We start from the raw sequence: 22,456 nt of genomic DNA, 5'->3' as shown, positions 1-22,456 counted from the left end.
ATGACGATTGCCATCTTCCTCGGTGCCCTGCTGGGCGCCATGGCCATCGGCGTGCCGATCGCCTATTCGCTGCTGCTGTGCGGCGCCGCGCTGATGTGGCACCTGGATCTGTTCGATGCGCAGATCCTGGCGCAGAACGTGATCAACGGCGCCGACAGCTTCCCGCTGCTGGCCGTGCCTTTCTTCATGCTGGCCGGCGAGGCCATGAACCAGGGCGGGCTGTCGCGGCGCATCGTGAACCTGGCGCTGGCGGTGGTGGGACATGTACGCGGCGGTCTCGGCTACGTCGCGATCGTGGCGGCCTGCATCCTATCGGCGCTGTCGGGCTCCGCGGTGGCCGATGCGGCCGCGCTGTCGGCGCTGCTGATCCCGATGATGGTGGCCGCCGGCCACGACAAGGCGCGCTCGGGCGGCCTGATCGCGGCTTCCGGCGTGATCGGCCCGATCATCCCGCCCTCGATCGGCTTCGTGATCTTCGGCGTGGCGGCCAACGTGTCGATCTCCAAGCTGTTCCTGGCGGGCATCTTCCCCGGCATCCTGATCGGCGCGTCGCTCTGGTTCACCTGGTGGTGGCTGGTGCGCAGGGAAACGATCCAGCCGCCGCCGCGCAAGTCCAGGGGCGAGGTGCTCAAGGCGCTGCGCGACTCCTTCTGGGCGCTGCTGCTGCCTTTCATCATCCTGATCGGGCTGCGCTTCGGCATCTTCACGCCGACCGAGGCGGCCGTGGTCGCGGCGGTGTACGCGATCTTCGTCGCCACCGTGATCTACCGCGAGCTCAAGCCCTCGCAGTTCTACGGCATGTTCGTTTCCGCCGCCAAGACCAGCGCGATCGTGATGTTCCTGGTGGCCGCCGCCATGGTTTCGGCCTGGCTCATCACCGTGGCCGACTTGCCGAGCAAGCTGGTGGCGCTGCTGCAGCCGCTGATCGCCAGCCCGATGCTGCTGATGTTCGTCATCATGCTGCTGGTGATCGCGGTCGGGACGGCCATGGACATGACGCCCACCATCCTGATCCTCACGCCGGTGCTGATGCCGGTGATCAAGGCCGCGGGCATCGACCCGATCTACTTCGGCGTGCTGTTCATCATCAACAACTCGATCGGCCTCATCACGCCGCCGGTGGGCACGGTGCTCAACGTGGTGGCCGGGGTGGGGCGCATGAAGATGGACGAAGTCACCCGCGGCGTGCTGCCCTTCGCCATTGCCGAGTTCGCCATGATGTTCCTCATGGTGCTGTTCCCCCAGCTCGTCATCTGGCCGGCGCGCCTGCTCAGCGGCTGAGAATTTTTTTGCTTCCCCGATTCAACCCAAGGAGACTCACGTCATGAAAAACATCTTTCGCAATACCTTGATCGCCGTGGCCGCCGCCGTCGCCATGGGCGGTGCCGCCGCCCAGGTGAAGGAGCGCACGCTCAAGTTCGCCTTCCAGAACCAGACCGGCCACCCGCAGGCGCAGGGCGCGCAGAAGTTCGCCGACCTGGTGGCAGAGAAATCGGGCAAGAAGATCACGGTCAAGCTGTTCCCCGGCGGCACGCTGGGCGGCGACTTGCAAACCGTGTCTGCACTGCAGGGCGGCACCATCGAGGTCACGGTGCTCAACGCCGGCATCCTCACGGCGCAGGTGAAGGAATTCGCGGCCTATGACTTCCCCTTCTTGTTCAACAGCGCGCAAGAGGCCGATGCCGTGACCGACGGCCCCTTCGGCAAGAAGCTGCTCGCCAAGCTCGACGAGAAGAACCTGCATGGCCTGGGCTACTGGGACCTGGGCTTCCGCAACCTCACCAACAGCAAGCGCGCGATCGCCAAGGCCGAGGACATCGCCGGCCTCAAGATCCGCGTGATCCAGTCGCCGATCTACATCGACCTCTTCAACACGCTGGGCGCCAACGCCACGCCGATGCCCTTCCCGGAGCTGTACTCGGCGCTGGACCAGAAGGCGGTCGACGGCCAGGAGAACCCCAACACCGTGATCGCCTCCTCGAAGTTCGCCGAGGTGCAGAAGCACATCACGCAGACCCGCCACATCTACAACCCGCAGGCGCTGATCATCAGCAAGAAGGCCTGGGACGGCATGAGCGCCGAGGAAAAGAAGATCATCGAGGACTCGGCGGCCGAAGCCACGAAGTTCCAGCGCGAGACCTCGCGCGCGGCGGCCGACACCGCGCTCGAGTCGCTCAAGAAGGCCGGCATGACCGTCACCGAGCTGCCGCCGGCCGAGATGGCCAAGCTGCGCGACAAGGTCAAGCCCGTGATCGACAAGTACTCGGCCTCGGTCGGCGAGGCGACGGTGAAGGAATTGATGGCCGAGGTGGCTAAAGTCCGCAAGTAGGCCCGGGCGTCGGGCCTGAAGGAGAGCACCATGGGGAAGCTGCGTCTCGCGATCGCCGGGGCCGGTCTGATCGGCCGGGCCCACTGGAAGCGCATGCTCGCGAGCAGCGCCTGCGAGCTCGCGGCCTTCGCCGATCCTTTCCCCAGTACGGCCGCGCTGGCTGCCGAGGCCGGCGTGCCCCTGTACCCGGCGCTCGAGGCGATGCTGGCCGCCGAACGGCCCGACGGCGTGATCCTGGCCACGCCGAACGCATTGCACGTGTCGGGCGCGCTGGCCTGCGTCGAGGCCGGCGTGCCGGCGCTCGTCGAAAAGCCCGTGGGTGGCTCGCTGGCCGATGCCAGGCAGCTGGCCGACGCGGCCGAAGCAGCCGGCGTGCCGATCCTGGTCGGCCACCACCGGCGCCACAGCGGCATCCTGGAAGCCGCCTGCGACACCATCGCCAGCGGCCGCCTGGGCCGGCTGGTGGCGGTGACCGCCAGCGCCACCTTCCACAAGCCCGACGACTATTTCGACGCCGACTGGCGTCGGCTGAAGGGTGGCGGCCCGATCCTGATCAACCTGGTCCACGAGATCGACAACCTGCGCGCGCTGGTGGGCGAGATCGTCGAGGTGCAGGCCTTCGGCTCCCACGCCGTGCGCGGCTTCGAGGTCGAGGACACGGTCGCCATCAACCTGCGCTTCGCCAACGGCGCGCTCGGCACCTTCATGCTGTCGGACGCGGCGGCGAGCCCGCGCAGCTGGGAGCAGAACTCGGGCGAGAACGCCGCCTTCGAGCAGCACCCCGACCAGGACTGCTACGTGATCGCCGGCACGCGCGGTTCGCTGCAGGTGCCCACGATGTGCCTCTACGAGTACCTGGGCCCGGCCTCCTGGCAGAACCCGCTGGTGAAGAGCCGGGTCGAGATCCGCGAGACCGATCCGCTGACACACCAGCTCGAACATTTTTGCGCCGTCGTGCGGCGCGAGCTCCCGCCGCGCGTCACGGTGCGCGACGCCATCCGCACGCTGGCCGTCACGCTGGCCGTCGAAGAGGCGGCACGAACAGGCCTTCGGGTCCCCATCACACCATGACCAACATTTCAGGCAAGACCACCCTCATCGCGCACATCGGCTATCCGACCGAGAGCTTCAAGGCGCCGATGATCTACAACCCCTGGTTCGAGGCTCGCGGCATCGACGCGGTGGTCGTGCCCATGGGCGTCAAGCCCGAGGACTACGTGGCCTTCTTTCCCTTGCTGTTCCGCATGAGCAACATCCGCGGCGCGCTGGTGACCATGCCCCACAAGGTCACCACCATGGCACTGGTCGACGAGCTCACGCCCGCCGCGAAGATCGCCGGCGCTTGCAACGCGGTGCGTAAGGAGGCCGACGGCCGGCTGATCGGCGACCAGTTCGACGGCGCCGGCTTCGTGCGCGGCGTGCAGCGCAAGGGCTGCAAGCTGGAAGGCGCGCGCGTGCTGGTCTCGGGCAGCGGCGGCGTGGGTTCGGCCATCGCAGCCTCGCTGGCCGCGGCCGGCGTGGCCGAGCTCTCGCTCTTCGACACGCGGGCCGAATCGGCCGAGGCGCTGGGCGAGCGGCTGAAGGCGCATTACCCCGCGCTGCGCGTGGCCTGCGGCTCCAAGGACCCGGCCGGCCACGACCTGGTGGTCAATGCCACGCCGCTGGGCATGAAGGCGGACGATCCGCTACCCTTCGACGTCGACCGCATCGCGCCCTCGACCTTCGTCGGCGAGGTCGTGATGAAATCCGAATACACGCCGCTGCTGCGTGCCGCCAAAGACAAGGGCTGCTCGGTGCAGGTCGGCACCGACATGCTGTTCGAAATGATCCCCGCCTACCTCGAGTTCTTCGGCTACGGCACCGCCACGCCGGACGAGCTGCGAGCGACTGCGCGAGTGGCTTACTGAGCATTTCCATGAGCATCTTCGAGGGCTTCCTCTCCACCTCCGAAACCTTGGCCGCCTTCAGCGACCACGCCTTCGTCGCTGCCATGCTGCGCTTCGAGTCCGCGCTGGCGAGCGCGCAGGCGGCCGAGGGCCTGATCCCCGAATCGGCGGCGCGCTCCATCGTCGGCAGCTGCAAGGTCGAGCTCTTCGACGTCGCCAAGATCGTGCGCGACAGCGGGCGCGCCGGCAGCGTCGCGATCCCGCTGGTCAAGAGCCTCAAGGAGTCGGTCGGCCTCTTCAATGCCGAGGCCGTGCCCTTCGTGCATTTCGGCAGCACCAGCCAGGACGTGATCGACAGCGCGATGGCCCTGGTCACGCGCGAGGCCGTGGCGCTGGTCGAGGCCGACCTGCGCAAGGCCGCGCAGGCGCTGCTCGCGCATGCGAAGCAGCACGCCGCCACGCCCATCCTCGCGCGCACGCTGATGCAGCCGGCCTCGGTGACCAGCTTCGGCCTCAAGTGCGCCGGCTGGGCCGCGCCGCTGGTGCGCAGCCGCGCGCGGCTTGCCGAGGCGGCGCGCCGCGCACTGCAGGTGCAACTCGGCGGCGCCGTCGGCACGCTCGCGCAGATGAAAGGGCAGGGGCCCGCGGTGCGCCGCCGCATGGCGCAGGAGCTGGGCCTGGGCGACCCTGGCCAGACCTGGCACACGCAGCGCGACGAATGGGTGGCGCTCGGCTGCGAGCTGGGCCTGATGGTCGGCAGCCTCGGCAAGATCGCCAGGGACATCGCGCTCATGGGCCAGTACGAAGTCGGCGAAGTCGCCGAGCCCAGCGAGCCCGGCCGCGGCGGCTCGTCCGCCATGCCGCACAAGCGCAATCCCGTGGCCTCGATGGTGGCGCTGGCCGCCGCGCAGCGTGCGCCGCAGCGCGTGGCCGCGTTGCTGGCCGCCATGCCGCAAGAGCACGAGCGCGCCCTGGGGGCCTGGCAGGCCGAGCTGGCCGAATGGCCCCAGTTGCTGATGAGCGCGCACGGCAGCGTGCGCGCCCTGGCCGCCGCGTTGCCGGGCCTGCAGGTCGACGCCGCGCGCATGCGTGGCAACATCGAGCGCTTGCGCGCCGAGCTGCCGGCCGAGGCCGCCGATGAGTGGTTCGACCCGGCCATGGCCGGCGCGGCCTCCACCATCGCGCTGGCGCAGGTTCATGCCCTGCAGGACCAGCTGAACCAAGGGAACAACGCACGATGACCGCATCCTCCTCACCGCCCGCCGGCGACTACGAAGCCGGCCTCCTCAACCGCCGCCGCATCCTCGGCGATGCCTGGGTCGACAAGTCCCTGGCCAACCGCAACGCCTTCAACAGCGAGTTCCAGGAACTGATCACGCGCCACGCGTGGAACGACATCTGGGGCCGCCCGGCCCTCGGCGACAAGACGCGCCGCTTCATGGTGTTGTCGATGATGCTGGGCATCCATGCCTACGAGGAATTCGCGATGCACGTGCGCGCCGCGCTCGACGGCCCGCCCGAGTCGCGCCTGTCGCCCGACGAGATCAAGGAAGTGATCATGATGGCCGCCATCTACTGCGGCGTGCCGGTGGCCAACCATGCCTTCGGCATCGCCACCGCGATCCTGCGCGAGAAGGGTCTGCTCGAAGAACGCAGCAAGGAGGACAAGGCATGACTCGTCTGAACGTGCTGCGCGAGGGCGAGGGGCCCATCGTCGTGCTGAGCCATGCACTGGGCTGCGACCTGCACATGTGGGACGGCGTGGCCGAGGTGCTGGCGCGGGCCCATACGGTGCTGCGCTACGACCACCGCAACCACGGCGCTTCGGAGGTGGTGCCCGGCCCGCTGAGCCTGCAGGAGCTGGCCGACGATGCCGCTGCGCTCATCGCGCGCGAGACCGAGGGCGAGCCGGTGCATTTCGTCGGGCTCTCGATGGGCGGCATGACGGCGCAGGCGCTGGCGCCGAAGCATCCCGAGCTGCTGCGCAGCGTGGTGATCGCGAACTCCTCCGCCTGGTACACCGACCGCGCACCGTGGCGCACACGCGTCGAGACGGTGCAGGCGCAGGGCGTGGCGGCCATCGCGCCCGGCGCCGTCGCGCGCTGGCTCACCCCCGCCTACGTGAGCACGCCCGAGGGCACCGAGACGGCGCGCCGCCTGCACGACACCCTGGTCGCTACCGACGCGGCCGGCTACATCGCCAGCTGCGAGGCGGTGGCCGCCATCGACTTTCGCGAGAGCAACCGCACCCTCCGCACGCCCACGCTGGTGATTGCCGGCAACCAGGACGAGGCCACCCCGCCCGTCATGTCCGAGGCCATGGCGCAGGCCATTCCCGGCGCGAAGCTGGCCCGCATCGACGCCGCGCACCTCAGCGCGGTGGAGCGGCCGGTGGAATTCGCCCAGCTGCTGATCGACTTCTGGCGCGGCCTTTGAAGCGCTGAAGGGGCCATGGAACCTTAGAGCTTCCCGCGTTACTCAGGCAGGAGTACCTCCTTTGCGAGGGGGTACGACCATTTCACTGCCGGAGTCACGCTTGTGAGCTTTCATTTCGATCCCCAGTACGTCAGCCAGCGCCTCGGCGAGGTCGGGCCCGACGCCGAGAACCTCTCGGTCATCGTCCAGGACCACTGCTGTCCGGTTAAAAGTTGAACAGATTCAACTGGTTAGCGAGGTCAGGCGGTTCCGAATGGGACAGATCGGCCTGCAAGGCGCATGAGAGCTGGGTTTTCTCGAATACCGAGACCGACAATATCTGTAGACAAGTGTAGAGAGAGGCATCGAGTTGAAGCTCCTTCCTGACAATGGCGATGAGCACGTAAGTGGCGACGGCGCACCAGACCTGCGTCTTTACCGCGTTCTCGCTGTTGCCCATGAAGTGTTTGATGCGCAGGTGCTGCTTGATCCACTTGAACAAGGGGGCGACATTCTGCCCGTCAACATCTCTCGCATGACATCGTAGTGCGCTACCGCTTCCACCCTCTTGTGGGTGGGAGCCTCGCGGTGGTCAGGGTGCACGACGTCTGCGGCGAGCCCTGCTACGTCATCCGGCGGCACGATGGCACGACGGTGTCCGTCCCCGCGTGGATGACCGAGCTTTCGGCGGGCGACGTGCAAATCGTCGAGCAATCGCGCTTGCCGCTTGCAACGCTGCTGGAGCTGCGCCGCTGGGTATCGACGTTCCTATCCTCACGGGTTTGCACAAACCCTACAGGAGAGCGCGATGCCGCCACGCCCGATGGCCCAGACAGTGCTGTTCGACGACGCCGAAGAGCAACCTCTGCCACAACTGCCGCAGGACGTTCAGATCCATCTGCTGCAGCAGATGGTGCAGTGGATGCGAGTCGTCGCCGTGGCGATCAACAAGGGAGAACGCGATGAACAAGATCACCGCTGAGCATCTGTCGCGGCGGGCGTGCGTGTATGTTCGCCAATCGACGCCGGACCAAGTTCACAACAACCTCGAGAGCCAGCGTCGGCAGTACGCGCTGGTCGATCGTGCTCGGCAACTGGGATGGGAGCGCGTGGAGGTCATCGACGACGATCTTGGCCGCTCCGGTTCAGGCACGCTGCGTCCGGGCTTCGAGCGTTTGCTGGGGTTGCTGTGCGACGGCGAGGTCGGCGCGGTGCTGAGCATCGAAGCGTCGCGCCTGGCGCGCAACGGGCGCGACTGGCACACGTTGCTGGAGTTCTGCAGCGTCGTGGGGACGTTGCTCATCGATGCGGATGGCATCTATGATCCCGCGCAGATGAACGACCGGCTGCTGCTGGGCATGAAGGGCACGATCAGCGAGATGGAGCTGGCCAGCTTTCGGCAGCGAGCGCACGAAGCAATGAAGCAAAAGGCCAAACGCGGGGAGCTTTTTATGGGCGTACCCATCGGCTACGTGCGCACCTTCGATGACCGCCTCGAGAAGGATCCCGACGAGCGCGTGCGCGCGGCCATCTATCTGGTGTTTCGCAAATTCGCCGAACTCGGCAGCGCCCGGCGCGTGTATTTCTGGCTGGGTAAGCAAGGCATCGAGATGCCGGCTGTGACGAGCGCCGGCGGCGCCGAACGAATCGTGTGGAAGGTCCCACGCTACCACAGCGTGCTGAGCCTGCTGCAGAACCCGATCTACGCAGGTGCTTACGCATACGGTCGCAGCAAGACCAGCGTGCGCATCGAGGATGGACGCAAGCGTGCCGTGCGAACCTCCCATCGCAAGCCCGAGGACTGGTCGGTGCTGATCCTCGATCATCACGAGGGCTACATCGACTGGGACGCGTATCGTGGCAACCAGGAGTTGATGGCTCACAACACCAATGGACGCGGCAGCGCGGTGCGCGGTTCGATCAGGAGCGGCAGCGCGTTGTTGTCGGGACTGCTGCGCTGCGGACATTGCGGGGCCAAGCTGTGCGTAGCCTATCCAGGCCCGACCAGCATCCGCTATCAATGCACCACGCGTATCCTCAGCCGCGACCATGCCTGCTGTGTCATGTTCGGCGGCCTCGGCGCGGATCGACTGGTGGGCGAGCAAGTGCTGCGCTGCCTGCAGCCGCTGGGACTGCAAGCGGCGCTGCAGGCCATCGATCAGCTGCAAAGCGTCGAGGACGAACGGCTGGCCCAGAAGCGTCTGGCGCTGCAGCGGGCCCGCTACGAGGTCGACCGTGCGCAGCGCCAGTACGATGCCGTGGACCCCGCCAACCGTCTTGTCGCTGGGTCATTGGAGCGGCGCTGGAACGACGCTTTGAGCGTGCAATCGCGGCTCGAGGCAGAGGTCGCGGAGTTGATGCAACAGCGCCCTGATGCGCTCAGCGACGAAACCAAGCAAGCCCTCATGTCGTTGGCCGAGGATGTGCCGCGGCTATGGGACCACCCGGACACCACGCCCGATGTCAGGAAGCGCATCGTGCGCACCGTGATCAAGGAGATCGTCGTGACCTCCGAGGGTGACTCGGTGCGCTTCATCGTGCACTGGCAAGGCGGTGATCACACCGAGCTGTGGTTGAAGAAGACGCCCACGGGTGCGCATCGCTACGTGACGAGCGCCGAGACGATCGAGCTGATCGCTTCGCTGGCTCGCCTGCAGCCCGACGAGCGCATAGCCGCCACCATCAATCGACTGGGCCACCGCACGGCGCACGGGCATACCTGGACCGCTACGCGCATCTGTTCGATCCGCAATGGCCACGGCATCGCGCCGTACCGCCAGGGCGAACGTCAGGAACGTGGTGAGCTGACCGTTGATGAGGTCGCCGCCGCTTTGCACGTCACGCCGACCACCGTGCTGCGACTGATCCGCCAGAAGGACCTTGCGGCCAAGCAAGCCTGCCGCAACGCGCCGTGGACCATTCGCCAGGCCGATCTCGATGAATTTCTCGCCGCCCGTGCCGAGCCAGGCCCGTCAACTCACGTCGCGGGCCAGCTGGCCCTTGATATTCAATGACATACGAAGGAGTGCAGTATGAAAGGCAGTCGAAGAACAACTCGACCTGCCAGCGGCTCTTGTAGAGCGCAGCGATCGTCAGCGCCGGCAAAGCCATATGATTGGTCAGGAAGACGAGAGTCTTGCCCGACTCCGGGTCCTTGAACCGGATGCGTCGCAGGTGCTGCGGATACTTCTTCGCCGAGTAGTGCCCATTGAGCATCACTTGCTGATCGCTGATGATGCCGGTGCCGCGATCGGTGGCAGCCGAGTAGACGCGCCGGGCGTCCATCGGCGACTTGGCGCGCGTGACGAAGAAGGCGCCGGCCTGCTGCAGTGCATGCAGCCTCGCGAAGTCGACGTAGCCGCGATCCATCACATAGAACGCGCCGGCCTCGATGACCAGCATGTCCAGCGCGTTCACGTCGTGCAACTTGCCGCCGCTGATGTGGATGAATGCGGGGATGGCCCCGCGCAGGTCCAGCAGGGTGTGCAGCTTGATCGCCGCTTTGGTGGAGCGAAACGGCGCCCAGGAGAACAGGCTCAAGCACAGGTCGATGGTGCTGGAGTCCAGGGCGTAGACCGTGTTGTCCAATTCCACGCCGAGCACCGCATCGCCCACGTAGAGCTTGCGCGCGCGACGGGTCAGCACCGCCGCCAGGTCGGACCAGATGCGCCAATCGCGCGACTCGTTCGCATCGGCCAGGGTCGATCGCTTGACCGCCGCGCGAAAACCCATCGCATAGAGCTTGCTGGCATTGGCGGACAGGCTGACCTCGATATCGCGCAGGCTCTCTCGCCACGTCAACTGGGCGAACGCCATGGCGCGAAACTGCTCGGCACAGGTCAGTGTGCGAACGCCCGAGTTGCCACCATAGCGATTCACGATTCGGGCGAAGCTGGTCCATGGAACGAACTCCATGAGTTGAGCGAACAAGGTCTTGCCGACGTACACGCGTGCTCCCCAGGGCTGTCAGACCCCGGAAAGTACGCGGTTCCTCGCGATCGACGTTCAAGTCGGCACCAAACGAAATCGGCCTGCGGCCCGCGCCAGTGCTTGATCTCAGGTTCGGCGCGGGTCATTTAACCGGACAGTAGTGGTCCAGGACGACGATTCCACCTGGACACTCGCCTTCGAAAGCGAAGTCACCGTTCTCATCCTCGCCGAATGGGCCGAGGAGCCAGCCCGCCTGGTCCTGAGTGCCGACATCGGCACGCCGCCGGAAGGCCGCGCCGCCCAAGTTCACAAGACCGCACTTTCCTACAACACGCTGTGGCGCGACACCGGTGGCGCCCGTATCGGCATGGGCGGCGAGGAGGGGGATCTGCTCCTTGTGCGCGAGTTGGACCCGGAGAGCGTGCAGGGCGGCGAATTCGCGCGCGTTCTTGAGCAGTTTGCGGCGGTTGCGCAGTGGTGGGAAGGCTATGTGACCAGCGAAGAAATTGCCATTCCTGCGTCCGCTCCGGCCCTGGCCCACATGGCGGCCCGAATCTAAGGAGGAGAACCGATGGGCACGAAAGTCGGCAGCAACAATCGGGCGCAGAGCGTTGATATGAGAGCTTGGCGCACGCGTTCCAGGGTGTCCTGGCTTCCACAAAGGAGAAGGAGGACGGAAGGTATCTGGTCGGTCAGAAAACCAAAGACAAATGTGAAATCGATGGGGTCGCCCGAAGCGATGTCACGTACCTGTCTCCGGAAAATAAGAAGCACGGCGCGTCGGCCGTGGTGTATCGCCTCAGCGGGCGCAGGAAGGCCGACTACAAGGGGGCCAGGGCATACCTGGAGGAACTGGCCTCCAGCGCTCGGGGAGAGAGCGGCCTCACCTTCGATGAAAAATGGGAGGCGCAAGGGATCCAGATCGTCATCGCGAGAAGCAGATCCAAGGGCTGCATCGAGATGGATGACGTCGAGGGCAAAGTGGCGAAGATCCTCGAAGGCGTAGAGACGAAAGCCGAGAACTCCGCTGAAGCGGTGAAGAAGGATTTCAGCACCGATGGCAATGTCATCTCGCACTTCCTGGACGACTTCGAAGCAGCAAAAACGGGCAACGATGTCAAGGTGGCTCGTGAAAACATCCGCCAGCAAGGAAACGCCGAGCTGCTGAAGGGAATCGTCGCCATCAACAAGCAGGCGAAAAAGCTTGGCCGCGATCTGGACCCGAATACGGTCAGCCAGCTCAAGCTGGGGCGTCGGTTTATCGCTTCTGCAAGTCTTGCGAGTGCTGCCGCGGGAGAGCCGACCGTCAAGAATCTCCTGGACAAGATCGCCGGCTGGCCGGGGCCTGACCTGCAGATCAAGCTGGCATTCTTGTTTGAGCGAGCCAAACCGGAACCGGGCAGTAAATCCTTCAACAGTGAACCCTTCAAGCAAGCGAGCAAGGCGCTGCTCCTGGCCCTGGCCGAACAGGAATCCATCCTGGATCTGGCAAACAAGGCGCTGACCAGCGATGAATTTCTCAGCACGATTCCAAGCGGGGATCGGGAAAAGTTGCAGGCGCTGGGTAAGTCGGCCGAGAAACTTCTTACAGCGTTTCTTGATCCCGGCTCGCCTTTCGCGAGGCTGAAAAATCTGGCCTCGGCGGGATATCACTTGCCAACGGAGACGGCTAAGCAGGTTGTTGCCAAGCGGGAGGAATTTTCCAGGTCTTTGTTTTCCGGCAACGTGCCGCCGCCTCCCGTCGTCGTGTCGTTGCCGCCTGACGACGTGCCGCCGCTTCCTGTCGTCGTGTCGCCACCGCCTGACGACGTGCCGCCACCTCCCGTCGTCGTGTCGCCACCGCCTGACGACGTGCCGCCGCCTCCCGTCGTCGCGTCGCCACCGCCTGACGACGTGCCGCCACCTCCCATCGTCGTGTCGTCGCCACCCGACGACGTGCCGCCACCACCGCTAGACAACACCGCATCGCAGTCGACCGCTGTACTGGCTGAGCTTTTGGATGCTCTCTCGGCAATGCCTGTTGTGCCGGGCCAGAATCCGAACGACGCGGCTCTTGACCCCAGCGGGCTGCCGCCCGCAGATCTGCCGCCTGTCGTCAACATGCCGCCGCCCGAAGGCCTGCTGCCGCTTCCCGACGCCGCGCCGCCGACGTCCACCGTCGCGCCGCTGGTATCCGCTGGCGGGCCTCCGCCTGTTTCGCCGTCGTTTGGCAGCCCGCCCCCGGCCGAGCTATTGCCGTCGCCACCGGCTGTCACCGCTTCGAAGCTGCTCGACGATCTGAAGGCCGAAGGGACGTACCTGACAGCCAGCAAGGTCGATGACGGGAAGGGACACAAAGTCGTCACCAGAGACAACCAGGTTCTCTACCTCAAGGCCGGCAAGGAACAGGAGACGACGGGAAGACTGCAGGCGTTGCTGAAAAAGATGCCGCATGGACGCAGGGCTGCGCAGTACAAGCAAACCCGGATCGCGCTCCAGGCACTGGTGGAGGATGCCGAAGTGCGCGGCGTCATCAAGAGCGGGTGGGGAGACACCGATCGCGATGACGATGGCATCACGATCAAGCATTTGCTTGCAACCCGTAAAGGCAGGATCGAGTTCAAGAGCGTCCAGGAACACGTCAAGGCGATCCTGAGCAAGGATGTGAAGGGTCCCGAGGATGCCGCAGGTCACGGCATAGACACTTCGGCGCCCGTCGGCCAAGGCCCGCAGGTATCGACCGTCGAGCCAGCGGAGGACTCGCTGCCGCCACCCGACCTGCCGCCGCCGCCCGTGGCAGAGGACTCGGCGCCATCCACCCCGCTGCGGCGCAGGCTAACCCTGTAGTGCCATGATGGCGGCTTTCGATAGCCGCCATCAGCCCATGCCCGCCCACCTCCGCATCGACTTCGTCTCCGACATCTCCTGCCCCTGGTGCGCCGTCGGCCTCGGCGCCCTCGAAGCCGCACTGAAGCGCGTGGCTCCCGAGATCACCGCCGAGCTGCAATTCCAGCCCTTCGAGCTCAACCCTCACATGCCGCCCGAAGGCCAGGACGCCTACGAGCATCTGCACGAGAAATACGGCAGCACGCGCGAGCAGCAGGCCCAGAACCGCGAGGCGATCCGCGCCCGCGGCGCCGCGGTGGGCTTCGAGTTCCGCAGGGAAGGGCGCTCGCGGATCTACAACACTTTCGACGCGCACCGCCTGCTGCACTGGGCCGCACTCGAGGATGCAGCCAAGCAGGTCGCGCTCAAGAAGGCGCTACTCAAGGCCTGCCACACCGATGGCGAGAACCCGTCCGATCCCGAGGTGCTGGTGCGCCTGGCCACCGAAGCGGGCCTCGATCCACAGCGCGCACGCGCCATCCTCGACAGCGACGAATACGCCGCCGAAACGCGCGAGCGCGAGCGCCTCTACACCGATGCCGGCATCCACTCGGTGCCGGCCATCATCATCGACAACCAACACCTGATCTCGGGTGGCCAGCCGGTGGAAGTGTTCGAGCGCGCCCTGCGCCAGATCGCAGGCGCCGCGCCAGCGGCCACCGCCGTGGCCTGAGCGCAAGTTCTCTCGCGTTGGTGAGAGAAAATTCCGCATCCAAATCGAGCGGCGCCTCGAGCCTGCGGCCGCAGCCATCGCATGAACCAGCACCTCAACACCGGCCAACGTCCGCCACGCACCGAGCGCGAGGTCCGCATCGACCTCGCGGCCGCCTACCGCATGGCCGCGCAGAACGGCTGGGACGACACCATCTACACCCACCTGTCGGCCAGCGTGCCCGGCGAGCCGGGCCACTACCTGCTCAACCCCTTCGGCGCGACCTTCGACGAGATCACGGCATCGAGCCTGGTCAAGGTGAATGTGCGCGGCGAGGTCGCCGACGGCTCGGGCGCGCGCGTCAACCCCAGCGGCTTCGCGATCCATGGCGCGGTGCATGCGGCGCGGCCTGATGTCGAATGCGTGATCCACCTGCACACGCCCTGGGGCGTGGCCTTGTCGATGCTGCCGGAAGGTCTGCAGCCGACCTCGCAGTACGCCATGCGGCTGCACCGCCGGCTCGGCCGGCATGCCTATGAAGGGCTCGCGCTGGGCGCCGACGAGCAGCGGCGGCTGGTGGCGGACCTCGGTGCGCTCGACGGCCTGATCCTCGACAACCACGGCCCCCTGGTCGTCGGCCGCACCGTGGCCGAGGCGTGGATGCTGATGCACCTGCTCGAGCGCGCCGCGCAGGCGCAATTGCGCGCCATGTGGCAGCCACCGGCGGCGCGGTGCGCACGTGGTGAGCAGACGCTCGCCGCACGGACCTGGCGAGGTGGGTGGGCGACGGCACCGGGTGGGAAGTTGGCGACCTGGAATAGCCGGCCCCTCTTGCGGCTGGACCGCAGCGCGCCCGGCTATCGCGATTGACCGACCCGACGATCAACCATTCAACGACCCACACCGGAGAGACCCCATGCCCACCATTCGCGTCGAGATGTTCGAAGGCCGCACCCTCGAACAGAAGCGCGCGCTCGCGCAGGCCCTGACCGAGGCCACCGTGCGCACGCTCGGCGGCTCGCCCGAGGCCGTCGACATCCTGTTCTACGACATCGCGAGACAGGACTGGGCCACCGGCGGCAAGCTCTGGAGCGATCCGGCGCCACCTCCGGCCGGCTGAACGCGCGTGCCCACGCGCTGGCGCCGGGGGGCACAATGGCTGCCCATGCGCCGCCTTATCGTCCTCTCGATCCTGAGCACCCTCGGCACCTTGTCCGGCGCGGAGGTGATCCGGTGTGCCGACGCTGCCGGCAACGTGAGCTACACCGACAGCGCCTGCCCGGCGGGTGCCAGTCCCGTGGGGCGCGTCTCGACCCCGCCCCCGGCGGCGCCGCCGGGCGAGCGAAACGCCGATGCCGGCCGACCGAGCCTGCCGCCACGCCCAGCGATGGAAGCCGCCGCGCCCGCGCCGCCGCAGGCGCCATCCGGCCCGGTCATCATCGACCACCGCGCCGGCGCCGACCGGCCCACCGATTCACGCCGCAGCGATCGCGGTGACGACTACTCGGTGATCGACGACGGCTACGGCTATCCCGGTGCGTATCGCCAGCCCCGGCCGCCGCGCGACATGCGTCCGCGCATCCGCAACTGCGACGCCACGGGTTGCCACGACACCCAAGGCAATCACTACGACCGCTCCGGCCAACTGGACCGCTACCAGGGCCTCGACGGCAAGACCTGCCGGCCGGTGGGGACCACGACGATCTGCCGCTGAGCCCCTCCGGCGCATCAGCGCTTGTCGAGCATCTCGATCAGCCGCGCGAGCGCCACCGAGGGCGTGCCGCGCCACACCAGGTGCGTGCGGTTCGCGCGCACGCGCTCGGGCAGCGCATGCTGGCGCACGTCGGCCGTGGCGCGCAGCGCCTTCAGAACCGACAGCGGCACGATCGCGAAGCCCGTGCCCGCCGCCACGCAAGCGATCATGGCCTGGTAGGAAGAGAACTCCAGCGAGCGCGAAGGCAGCACGCCGCCCTTGCCCAGCCATTGCTCCAGCAGCCGCCGGTAGGAGCAGCCCTGCGCGAAGGCGATCAGCGTGGCGCCGGCCAGGTCGCCCGGGCGCGTGACCGAGGCCACGCTGCGCGCCGTGATCAGCACCAGCTCTTCCTCGAACACCGCGAGCGACTCGAAGCCGGCTGCGGAGAAGGGCTGCGAGACGAAGGCAGCCTCCACCTCGAAAGCCTCCAGGCGCTTGAGCAGCGCACCGGTGGTGCCGCTGACCAGCTCGACCACCACGCCCGGGTAGAGCTTGTGATAGCGCGAGAGCACCGGCGGCAACCGGCTGCCCGCGGTGCTCTCCAGCGAGCCCAGCCTGAAGGTGCCGGCCGGCACTTCGCTGCGCAGTTCGCTCTCGGCTTCCTCGGCCAGGCGCAGCAGGCGGTCGGCGTAGGGCAGAAGCTTGCGCCCCGCCGGCGCCAGCGCCAGCGAGCGGCCCTGGCGCAGGAAGAGCCTGTGGCCCAGCCGCTCCTCCAGCTGCCGGATGCGGGTGGTGACGTTCGACTGCACGCGGTTGAGCTTGCCGGCCGCGCGGATCACGCCGCCTTCGCTCACCACGGTGCGGAAGATCTCCAGGGAGTCGAGGTCGATCGTTCTCATGGTTCTCGAATCGAGAATGGTTGTTCTCGATAATTCATTTGTGGAGCTCCCGGATTCTGCGTCCAATGGGCTCCCATGTCGAACCCTTCTCTCAGCCTGCCCCGGCCTTCCTTCGCGGCGACCTGCCTGGCGGGCCTGATCGCATTGGCGATCGCGATGGGCATCGGCCGTTTCGCCTTCACGCCCATGCTGCCGCTCATGATCCGGGCCGGCAGCGCCGACGTGGCCGCGGGCGGCTGGCTGGCCGCCGCCAATTACGCGGGCTACCTGCTGGGCGCGCTCACCACGGCGCGCCTGCCGCTCACGCCGCAGCGCGTGGGCTTGCTGGCGCTGACATTGATCGTGGCCTCGACCGCCGCCATGGGCTGGACCGCCTCGCTGCCGGCCTGGCTGCTGCTGCGCTTCGTGGCCGGCGTGGCCAGCGCCTGGGCGCTGGTGAGCACCAGTGTCTGGTGCCTGGCCTGGCTGTCGCGCTTCGAGCGGCCCGCGGGGCCAGGCCTGCTCTATGCGGGCGTGGGGGCGGGTATCGCGCTGGCCGGTCTTTATTGCTGGCGCGCGGGTGCGGCGGATGTAGCGCCCGATGCGCTGTGGCTGCAGCTCGGCGCGCTGGCGCTCGTGGGCCTGGCGGCGGTGGCGCTGCTGATGCCGCGCGGCGCGTCCGGCGCCGCCGCGCCTGCGCCCACGGCGGCCGCGCCGGCGGCGGCGGGCGGCGTGTCCTGGGGCCTGGTCATCTGCTATGGGCTGCTCGGCTTCGGCTACATCCTGCCTGCCACCTTCCTGCCGGTGCTGGCGCGCGCGGTGGTCGACGATCCGGCCGTCTTCGGCGCCGCCTGGCCGGTGTTCGGCGCGGCGGCTGCAGTCTCCACGCTCTTCGCCAGCCTCGCACTGTCGAAGATGGCGCGGCGCCACGTGCTGGCCGGCAGCCATGCCCTGATGGCGCTGGGCTGCCTGCTGCCGGTGCTGCACTTGTCGGCGCTCACCGTGCTGCTGGCCGCGCTGCTGGTGGGCGGCACCTTCATGGTCGCGACCATGGCCGGCATGCAGGAGGCGAGGGCGCGCAGCCTCGGCGACCCCACGCGCGCGCTGGGCCGCATGACCGCGGCCTTCGCGATCGGCCAGATGGCGGGGCCCATGCTGTCCTCCCTGCTCAGCGGCAGCGCGCAGGGCTTCGGTGGCCTCTTCGTCGCATTGGCGATCGGCGCGCTGGCTTTGGCGGGCAGCGCCTGGTGGCTGGCGCGTGCCGCATGATCCGCACCTCATCTCTTCGCTGAAAGGAAAGCATCCATGTACGAACAAGGCCATACCCGACCCTGGGCCGAGCGCCTGCCGATGCCGGCGGCCGACACCATGTCCGAGGCGCAGCGCAAGGCTGCGCAGACGCTGATCGACGGGCCGCGCAAGGGCGTCTTCGGCCCCTTCATCTCGTTGCTGCAAAGCCCGGTGCTGATGGAGCGCATCGGCAGCCTGGGCGAGTACCTGCGTTTCGACAGCGGCCTCGATGCACGCGTGCGCGAGCTGGTGACCAGCGCGGTCGCGCGCGAGGTCGGCAACCAGTTCGAGTGGCTGCTGCATTCGCAGGCAGCGGTCAAGGCCGGCGTGAGCGCCGAGGCCATCGAGGCGCTGCGCCTGGGCCGCCGCGCCGCGCCCTTGGCCGACGACGAGCAACTCGCCCTTGACTTCGCCCTCGAGTTGCTGCGCCAGCATGGCGTGAGCGAGCCGACCTACGCCGCGGCCGAAGCGCGCTTCGGCAAGCAGATCGTCGTGGAGCTCAGCACCCTGGTGGGCTACTTCGTGATGGTGTGCTGGGTGATGAACGTCGCGCACACGCCGGGGAAGGGCGCAGAGGGGCAGGCGGGGCTCGAGGCCTTCCCGCTGTAGTCGAGGCGCCCCGGCCGGGCCGGGCCGCGATCAGGGCTTGGTCAGGTTCGCCAAAGGCAGCACGGGCAGGATGGCGCCGCGCCGCGGACAGGGTCTGCGATTCCGACCCTGCCTCTCCGCTGCCCATGCTCGACAAACGCTTCTTCCCCCGCCAGGCCGTCGCCGCCGGCGGCAACCGCTGGGACTGGGCCCTGCTGCCACTGGTCCTGGCCCTGCTGTTCGCGCTGGCCTGGGGCGGCTCGCAGATGGTCCGCCCTTACCAGTTGGGCGAGGCGATGCCGATCAGCCTCGATGCCTGGGTGCTGCCGTACTACCTGCTGCGCACCACGCTGCGCATGTTCCTGGCGTTGGCGGCCTCGCTGGTCTTCAGCTGCATCTTCGCCACGCTGGCCGCCAAGTACCGCGCGGCGGAACGGGTGCTGGTGCCGGTGCTCGACATTCTGCAGTCCATTCCGATCCTCGGCTTCCTGTCGATCACCGTCACCGGCTTCATCGCGCTCTTCCCGGGCAGCCTGCTGGGTGTGGAGTGCGCGGCGATCTTCGCGATCTTCACCTCGCAGGCCTGGAACATGGCCTTCAGCCTGTACCAATCGCTGCGCACCGTGCCGGCCGAGCTGCGCGAGGCGGCCGCGGTGTTCCAGCTCTCGGGCTGGCAGCGCTTCTGGCGGCTGGAGCTGCCCTTCGCGATGCCGGGCCTGCTGTGGAACATGATGATGTCGATGTCCGGCGGCTGGTTCTTCGTGGTGGCCTCGGAGGCCATCTCGGTATCCAACCAGAACATCAAGCTGCCGGGCGTGGGCTCCTACATCGCGATGGCGATCGAGGCGCGCGACCTCGGCGCCATCGGCTGGGCCATCGGCGGCATGCTGGTGGGCATCGTGCTTTACGACCAGCTGTTCTTCCGGCCGCTGATCGCCTGGGCCGACAAGTTCCGCTTCGAGGAGAGCGGCGGCGAAGACGCGCCGCGCTCCTGGCTCCTGACCTGGCTGCGCCGCACCGACCGGCTGCAGCGCATCGGCCTCGGCATTGCCCGGCTGCTCGAGCGCTCGCTGCTGCTGTTGCGGCTCGACCATGACGGCACCTCGATCAAGGCCCGCCCGCGGCCGCCGCACCGCGCGGCGGAGCGCGTGTGGGACGCCACGCTCGCGGCCGCCGTGCTGCTGGCGGTGGTCTGGCTGGTGCGCTTCATCCACACCGAGGTCGGTTGGGCCGAGGTCGGGCACGTGTTCGTGCTCGGGCTCTACACGCTGGCGCGGGTGCTGGTGCTGATCGCGCTGGCGGCGCTGGTGTGGGTGCCCTTCGGCATCTGGGTCGGCATGAATCCGCGCTGGGCCGGGCGGCTGCAGGGCGTGGCGCAGTTCCTGGCTGCCTTCCCGGCCAACCTGATGTTCCCGGTGGCGGTGCTGTTCATCGCGCGCTGGCACCTCAACCCGAACATCTGGCTGTCCCCGCTGATGGTGCTGGGCACCCAGTGGTACCTGCTCTTCAACGTGATCGCCGGCGCCTCGGGCGTGCCGACCGAGCTGCGCCATGCGGCGCGCAACCTCGGGCTGACCGGCTGGCTGCGCTGGCGGCGCTACTTGCTGCCGGCCGTGTTCCCGAGCTTCGTCACCGGCGCCATCACGGCCAGCGGCGGCTCGTGGAACGCCAGCATCGTGGCCGAGTACGTGAGCTGGGGCGACACCACCCTGCAGGCCGACGGCCTGGGCAGCTACATCGCGCACATGACCGCCATCGGCGACTTTCCGCGCATCGCCTTGGGCATCGGCGTGATGTGCGTGTTCGTCATGGCCCTGAATCATTTCGTCTGGCGGCGGCTCTACGAGCTGGCCGAGAACCGGATGCATTTCTGAACCGAAGCGAAGGAGAAAGCCATGGCCGAAGCCATCGTCGAACTGCAGGGCGTGGGCAAGTCCTTCCGCTCTTCCGAGGGCGCGGCCCGCTCGGTGCTGGAGGGCGTGGACTTCCGCCTGGCCGAGGGCGAGATCGTCGCGCTGCTGGGCCAGTCGGGCTCGGGCAAGTCGACGCTGCTGCGCATCCTCGCCGGCCTGATCGGTGCGGACGCCGGCGCGGTGCGCTACCGCGGCCAGCCGCTGTATGCGCCGGCGCGCGGCGTCGCGATGGTGTTTCAGTCCTTCGCGCTCTTCCCCTGGCTCACGGTGCAGCAGAACGTGGAGCTGGGCCTGGAGGCGCGCGGCATCGCGCCGGCCGAGCGGGCACGCCGCGCCGCGGCCGCGATCGAGCTGATCGGGCTCGCCGGCTTCGAGGGCGCGCTGCCGCGCGAGCTCTCCGGCGGCATGCGCCAGCGGGTGGGCATCGCACGCGCGCTCGTGGTCGAGCCCGAGGTGCTGTTGATGGACGAGGCCTTCTCCGCGCTGGACGTGCTCACCGGCGAGCGCCTGCGCGACGACATCCTGCGGCTGTGGGACGGCGGCGCCATGCCGACCAAGGCGATGCTCGTGGTCTCCCACAACATCGAGGAGGCGGTGCTGATGGCCGACCGCGTGCTGATCTTCGCCAGCGACCCGGGCCGCGTGCGTGCCGAGCTGCCGATCTCGCTGCCGCGGCCGCGCGACGGCGACAGCCTGGAGGTGCGCGCGCTGGTCGACGAGGTCTACGCGCTCATGACCGGCGGCGCCGGCCTTGCGCGCGTCGAGCCGCTGCACCTGCACCTGAGCCACCGCCTGCCGGACGCCGACGTTGGCCGCATGGAGGCGCTGCTGGAGATGCTGATCGACGGCGAGCGCGAGGGCCGGGCCGACCTGCCGCAGCTGGCGGAGGAGGCCGAGCTCGCCGACGACGCGCTGCTGCCGCTGGCCCAGGCGCTGGCGCTGCTCGGCTTCGCGCAGCTGGCCGACGCCGGCCTGCACCTCACGCCGCTGGGCCGGCGCTACGTGGAGGGCACGCACACGCTGCGCCAGGAGCTCTTCGGCCAGCAGCTGCTGGCCCATGTGCCGCTGGCCGCGCACATCCGCCACAGCCTGGAGCAGGCGCCGTCCGGCGAGCTGCCGGAGGAGCCCTTCCTGCAGCTGCTGAGCGACAGCCTGGACAGCGCGGTCGCCGAGCGCGTGCTGCGCACCGCGATCGAATGGGGCCGCTACGGCGAGGTGTACGAGTACGACTTCCACACCGGCCGGATCCACTTGCCGGCCGGCGACGACGAGGCGGAAGCGGGGCCTGCCTGAGCGGCCGGCCGGGTCAGGCGCTTCGATCGGGGGCGCCGATGCGCGCGATCACGATCGCCTCCATCTCGGCGATCCATCCGGCATCCGTTGCCTCGGCCGGCAGCAGCAGGCGGTAGCGCCGCGCACCCCAGGCTGCGGCCAGGAGCGCGTGCACCGTGGCGGGCGAAGGCGGCGAGGGCAGGTCGGTGCATGCGGCGAAGGCGTGCAGCCAGTGCTCGGCCAGCTCCTCGTACACGCGCTGGTGGTGCTTGGGTTCGGCGATGCGGTGCTCGAGCATCAGCATCTCGCGGTCCAGCGGCGGCAGGCCTTCCGCCTGTGCGACGCAGGTGATGCGCACCAGGCGCGCCACGCGCTCGCGCCAGGGCAGGGCGGCCGGCGCGATCACCTCGGCGTCGAGGCGCGCGAGCAGCGCCTCGATGCAGTGGCGCACATAGCCCGAGAGCAGCGCTTCCTTGTCGGGGAAGTAGTCGTAGAGCGTGCCGATCGCGATGCCGGTTTCCAATGCGACGGCGCGCGTCGTCACGCCTTCCCAGCCTTCGGCCTGCCAAATCCGAACAAAGGCGTCGTAGATCGCCTGCACCGTGAACTTGCCGCGCGCCTGCGTGGGGCGCTTCAGGGGCTTGGAGCGGGGCGCGGCGGGGGTGGCGGCTTTTCCGAACCCGCTCGCGTGCTGGCGTTTGTACATTTTTCGACAGGGGCCGCACCGGCCCCGAAGCTCAAAGGA

Annotated in this window: 21 protein-coding genes and 2 pseudogenes; 19 read left to right on the top strand and 4 right to left on the bottom strand. The window is 68.0% G+C overall.

All coding sequences use genetic code 11. From position 1 onward, the window contains the following. From GXN78_RS28550 to GXN78_RS28520, 7 genes are read left to right on the top strand one after another with little or no spacing between them, the layout of a single operon-like run. On the top strand, positions 1–1,281 hold the full coding sequence (locus GXN78_RS28550) for a TRAP transporter large permease subunit (protein WP_106561265.1): 1,281 nt from the start codon (positions 1–3) through the stop codon (positions 1,279–1,281). Between the two features lie 43 nt (positions 1,282–1,324). Further along, a complete protein-coding gene (locus tag GXN78_RS28545; RefSeq protein WP_106561264.1) occupies positions 1,325–2,329 on the top strand; it encodes a TRAP transporter substrate-binding protein in 1,005 nt (334 codons plus the stop codon). Positions 2,330–2,359: 30 nt separating this feature from the next. Then, positions 2,360–3,400 carry a Gfo/Idh/MocA family oxidoreductase gene (locus GXN78_RS28540; RefSeq protein WP_106561263.1) on the top strand — a complete coding sequence of 347 codons (1,041 nt, stop codon included), beginning with the start codon at positions 2,360–2,362 and terminating at the stop codon, positions 3,398–3,400. Then, positions 3,397–4,236: a shikimate dehydrogenase gene (locus GXN78_RS28535; protein ID WP_106561262.1), complete on the top strand. Its 840-nt coding sequence runs from the start codon at positions 3,397–3,399 to the stop codon at positions 4,234–4,236. Before GXN78_RS28540 ends, GXN78_RS28535 begins: the two co-directional genes overlap by 4 nt. Before the next feature lie 8 nt (positions 4,237–4,244). Then, positions 4,245–5,456, top strand: a complete 1,212-nt coding sequence (gene pcaB, locus GXN78_RS28530) for a 3-carboxy-cis,cis-muconate cycloisomerase (protein ID WP_106561261.1) — start codon at positions 4,245–4,247, stop codon at positions 5,454–5,456. Continuing rightward, entirely contained in the window at positions 5,453–5,890 is a 438-nt protein-coding gene (locus tag GXN78_RS28525) for a carboxymuconolactone decarboxylase family protein (RefSeq protein WP_106561260.1), read from the top strand. The genes pcaB and GXN78_RS28525 overlap by 4 nt, the downstream gene beginning before the upstream one ends. Continuing rightward, a complete protein-coding gene (locus GXN78_RS28520) occupies positions 5,887–6,651 on the top strand; it encodes an alpha/beta fold hydrolase (RefSeq protein ID WP_106561259.1) in 765 nt (254 codons plus the stop codon). Before GXN78_RS28525 ends, GXN78_RS28520 begins: the two co-directional genes overlap by 4 nt. Before the next feature lie 205 nt (positions 6,652–6,856). Here the strand turns inward: GXN78_RS28520 and GXN78_RS28515 are convergent. Continuing rightward, positions 6,857–7,129, bottom strand: a pseudogene (locus GXN78_RS28515) (IS4 family transposase); the annotation flags it as partial. Between the two features lie 309 nt (positions 7,130–7,438). On the opposite strand from GXN78_RS28515, the gene GXN78_RS41515 reads away from it, so the two are divergent. Further along, complete coding sequence (locus GXN78_RS41515; protein WP_239142847.1) at positions 7,439–7,612, top strand: hypothetical protein; 174 nt, start codon at positions 7,439–7,441, stop codon at positions 7,610–7,612. Then, complete coding sequence (locus GXN78_RS28505; protein WP_106561492.1) at positions 7,593–9,644, top strand: recombinase family protein; 2,052 nt, start codon at positions 7,593–7,595, stop codon at positions 9,642–9,644. The genes GXN78_RS41515 and GXN78_RS28505 overlap by 20 nt, the downstream gene beginning before the upstream one ends. A 31-nt stretch (positions 9,645–9,675) precedes the next feature. On the opposite strand, the pseudogene GXN78_RS28500 reads toward GXN78_RS28505, so the two are convergent. Next, positions 9,676–10,578: pseudogene (locus tag GXN78_RS28500) on the bottom strand (IS4 family transposase); the annotation flags it as partial. A 142-nt stretch (positions 10,579–10,720) separates the two neighbouring features. Between GXN78_RS28500 and GXN78_RS28495 the strand changes: the two are divergent. The 6 genes from GXN78_RS28495 (at position 10,721) to GXN78_RS28470 (ending at position 15,791) form a co-directional block, all read left to right on the top strand. Then, positions 10,721–11,119 (top strand): type III secretion system chaperone, encoded by a 399-nt coding sequence (locus GXN78_RS28495; RefSeq protein ID WP_106560234.1) that lies wholly within the window; start codon positions 10,721–10,723, stop codon positions 11,117–11,119. A 65-nt stretch (positions 11,120–11,184) separates the two neighbouring features. After that, complete coding sequence (locus GXN78_RS42035) at positions 11,185–13,386, top strand: hypothetical protein (RefSeq protein ID WP_106560235.1); 2,202 nt, start codon at positions 11,185–11,187, stop codon at positions 13,384–13,386. 37 nt (positions 13,387–13,423) lie between these two features. Next, entirely contained in the window at positions 13,424–14,098 is a 675-nt protein-coding gene (locus GXN78_RS28485) for a DsbA family oxidoreductase (RefSeq protein ID WP_106560268.1), read from the top strand. 81 nt (positions 14,099–14,179) lie between these two features. Further along, a complete protein-coding gene (locus GXN78_RS28480) occupies positions 14,180–14,947 on the top strand; it encodes a class II aldolase/adducin family protein (RefSeq protein ID WP_164255827.1) in 768 nt (255 codons plus the stop codon). After that, positions 14,943–15,197 carry a 4-oxalocrotonate tautomerase gene (locus GXN78_RS28475; protein ID WP_275407615.1) on the top strand — a complete coding sequence of 85 codons (255 nt, stop codon included), beginning with the start codon at positions 14,943–14,945 and terminating at the stop codon, positions 15,195–15,197. The genes GXN78_RS28480 and GXN78_RS28475 overlap by 5 nt, the downstream gene beginning before the upstream one ends. A gap of 45 nt (positions 15,198–15,242) precedes the next feature. Beyond that, complete coding sequence (locus GXN78_RS28470) at positions 15,243–15,791, top strand: DUF4124 domain-containing protein (protein ID WP_106560238.1); 549 nt, start codon at positions 15,243–15,245, stop codon at positions 15,789–15,791. Between the two features lie 14 nt (positions 15,792–15,805). Here the strand turns inward: GXN78_RS28470 and GXN78_RS28465 are convergent, their stop codons facing one another. After that, the gene (locus GXN78_RS28465) at positions 15,806–16,669 is read right to left on the bottom strand and encodes a LysR family transcriptional regulator (protein WP_106560239.1); all 864 of its coding nucleotides are present in this window, start codon (positions 16,667–16,669) and stop codon (positions 15,806–15,808) included. A gap of 75 nt (positions 16,670–16,744) precedes the next feature. On the opposite strand from GXN78_RS28465, the gene GXN78_RS28460 reads away from it, so the two are divergent. The 4 genes from GXN78_RS28460 (at position 16,745) to GXN78_RS28445 (ending at position 21,732) form a co-directional block, all read left to right on the top strand. Next, on the top strand, positions 16,745–17,917 hold the full coding sequence (locus tag GXN78_RS28460; protein ID WP_106560240.1) for a YbfB/YjiJ family MFS transporter: 1,173 nt from the start codon (positions 16,745–16,747) through the stop codon (positions 17,915–17,917). Between the two features lie 36 nt (positions 17,918–17,953). Continuing rightward, positions 17,954–18,547 carry a carboxymuconolactone decarboxylase family protein gene (locus GXN78_RS28455; protein ID WP_106560241.1) on the top strand — a complete coding sequence of 198 codons (594 nt, stop codon included), beginning with the start codon at positions 17,954–17,956 and terminating at the stop codon, positions 18,545–18,547. A 125-nt stretch (positions 18,548–18,672) separates the two neighbouring features. Beyond that, on the top strand, positions 18,673–20,400 hold the full coding sequence (locus tag GXN78_RS28450; RefSeq protein ID WP_106560242.1) for an ABC transporter permease subunit: 1,728 nt from the start codon (positions 18,673–18,675) through the stop codon (positions 20,398–20,400). A gap of 21 nt (positions 20,401–20,421) precedes the next feature. Beyond that, positions 20,422–21,732, top strand: a complete 1,311-nt coding sequence (locus GXN78_RS28445) for a nitrate/sulfonate/bicarbonate ABC transporter ATP-binding protein (protein ID WP_106560243.1) — start codon at positions 20,422–20,424, stop codon at positions 21,730–21,732. A 13-nt stretch (positions 21,733–21,745) separates the two neighbouring features. Here the strand turns inward: GXN78_RS28445 and GXN78_RS28440 are convergent, their stop codons facing one another. Further along, on the bottom strand, positions 21,746–22,417 hold the full coding sequence (locus GXN78_RS28440; protein ID WP_106560244.1) for a TetR/AcrR family transcriptional regulator: 672 nt from the start codon (positions 22,415–22,417) through the stop codon (positions 21,746–21,748). Between the last annotated feature and the right edge of the window lie 39 nt (positions 22,418–22,456).

This window comes from Variovorax sp. WS11 (assembly GCF_010499245.1).
Lineage (GTDB): Bacteria > Pseudomonadota > Gammaproteobacteria > Burkholderiales > Burkholderiaceae_C > Variovorax.
This window is presented reverse-complemented; position numbering and strand designations above follow the sequence as displayed.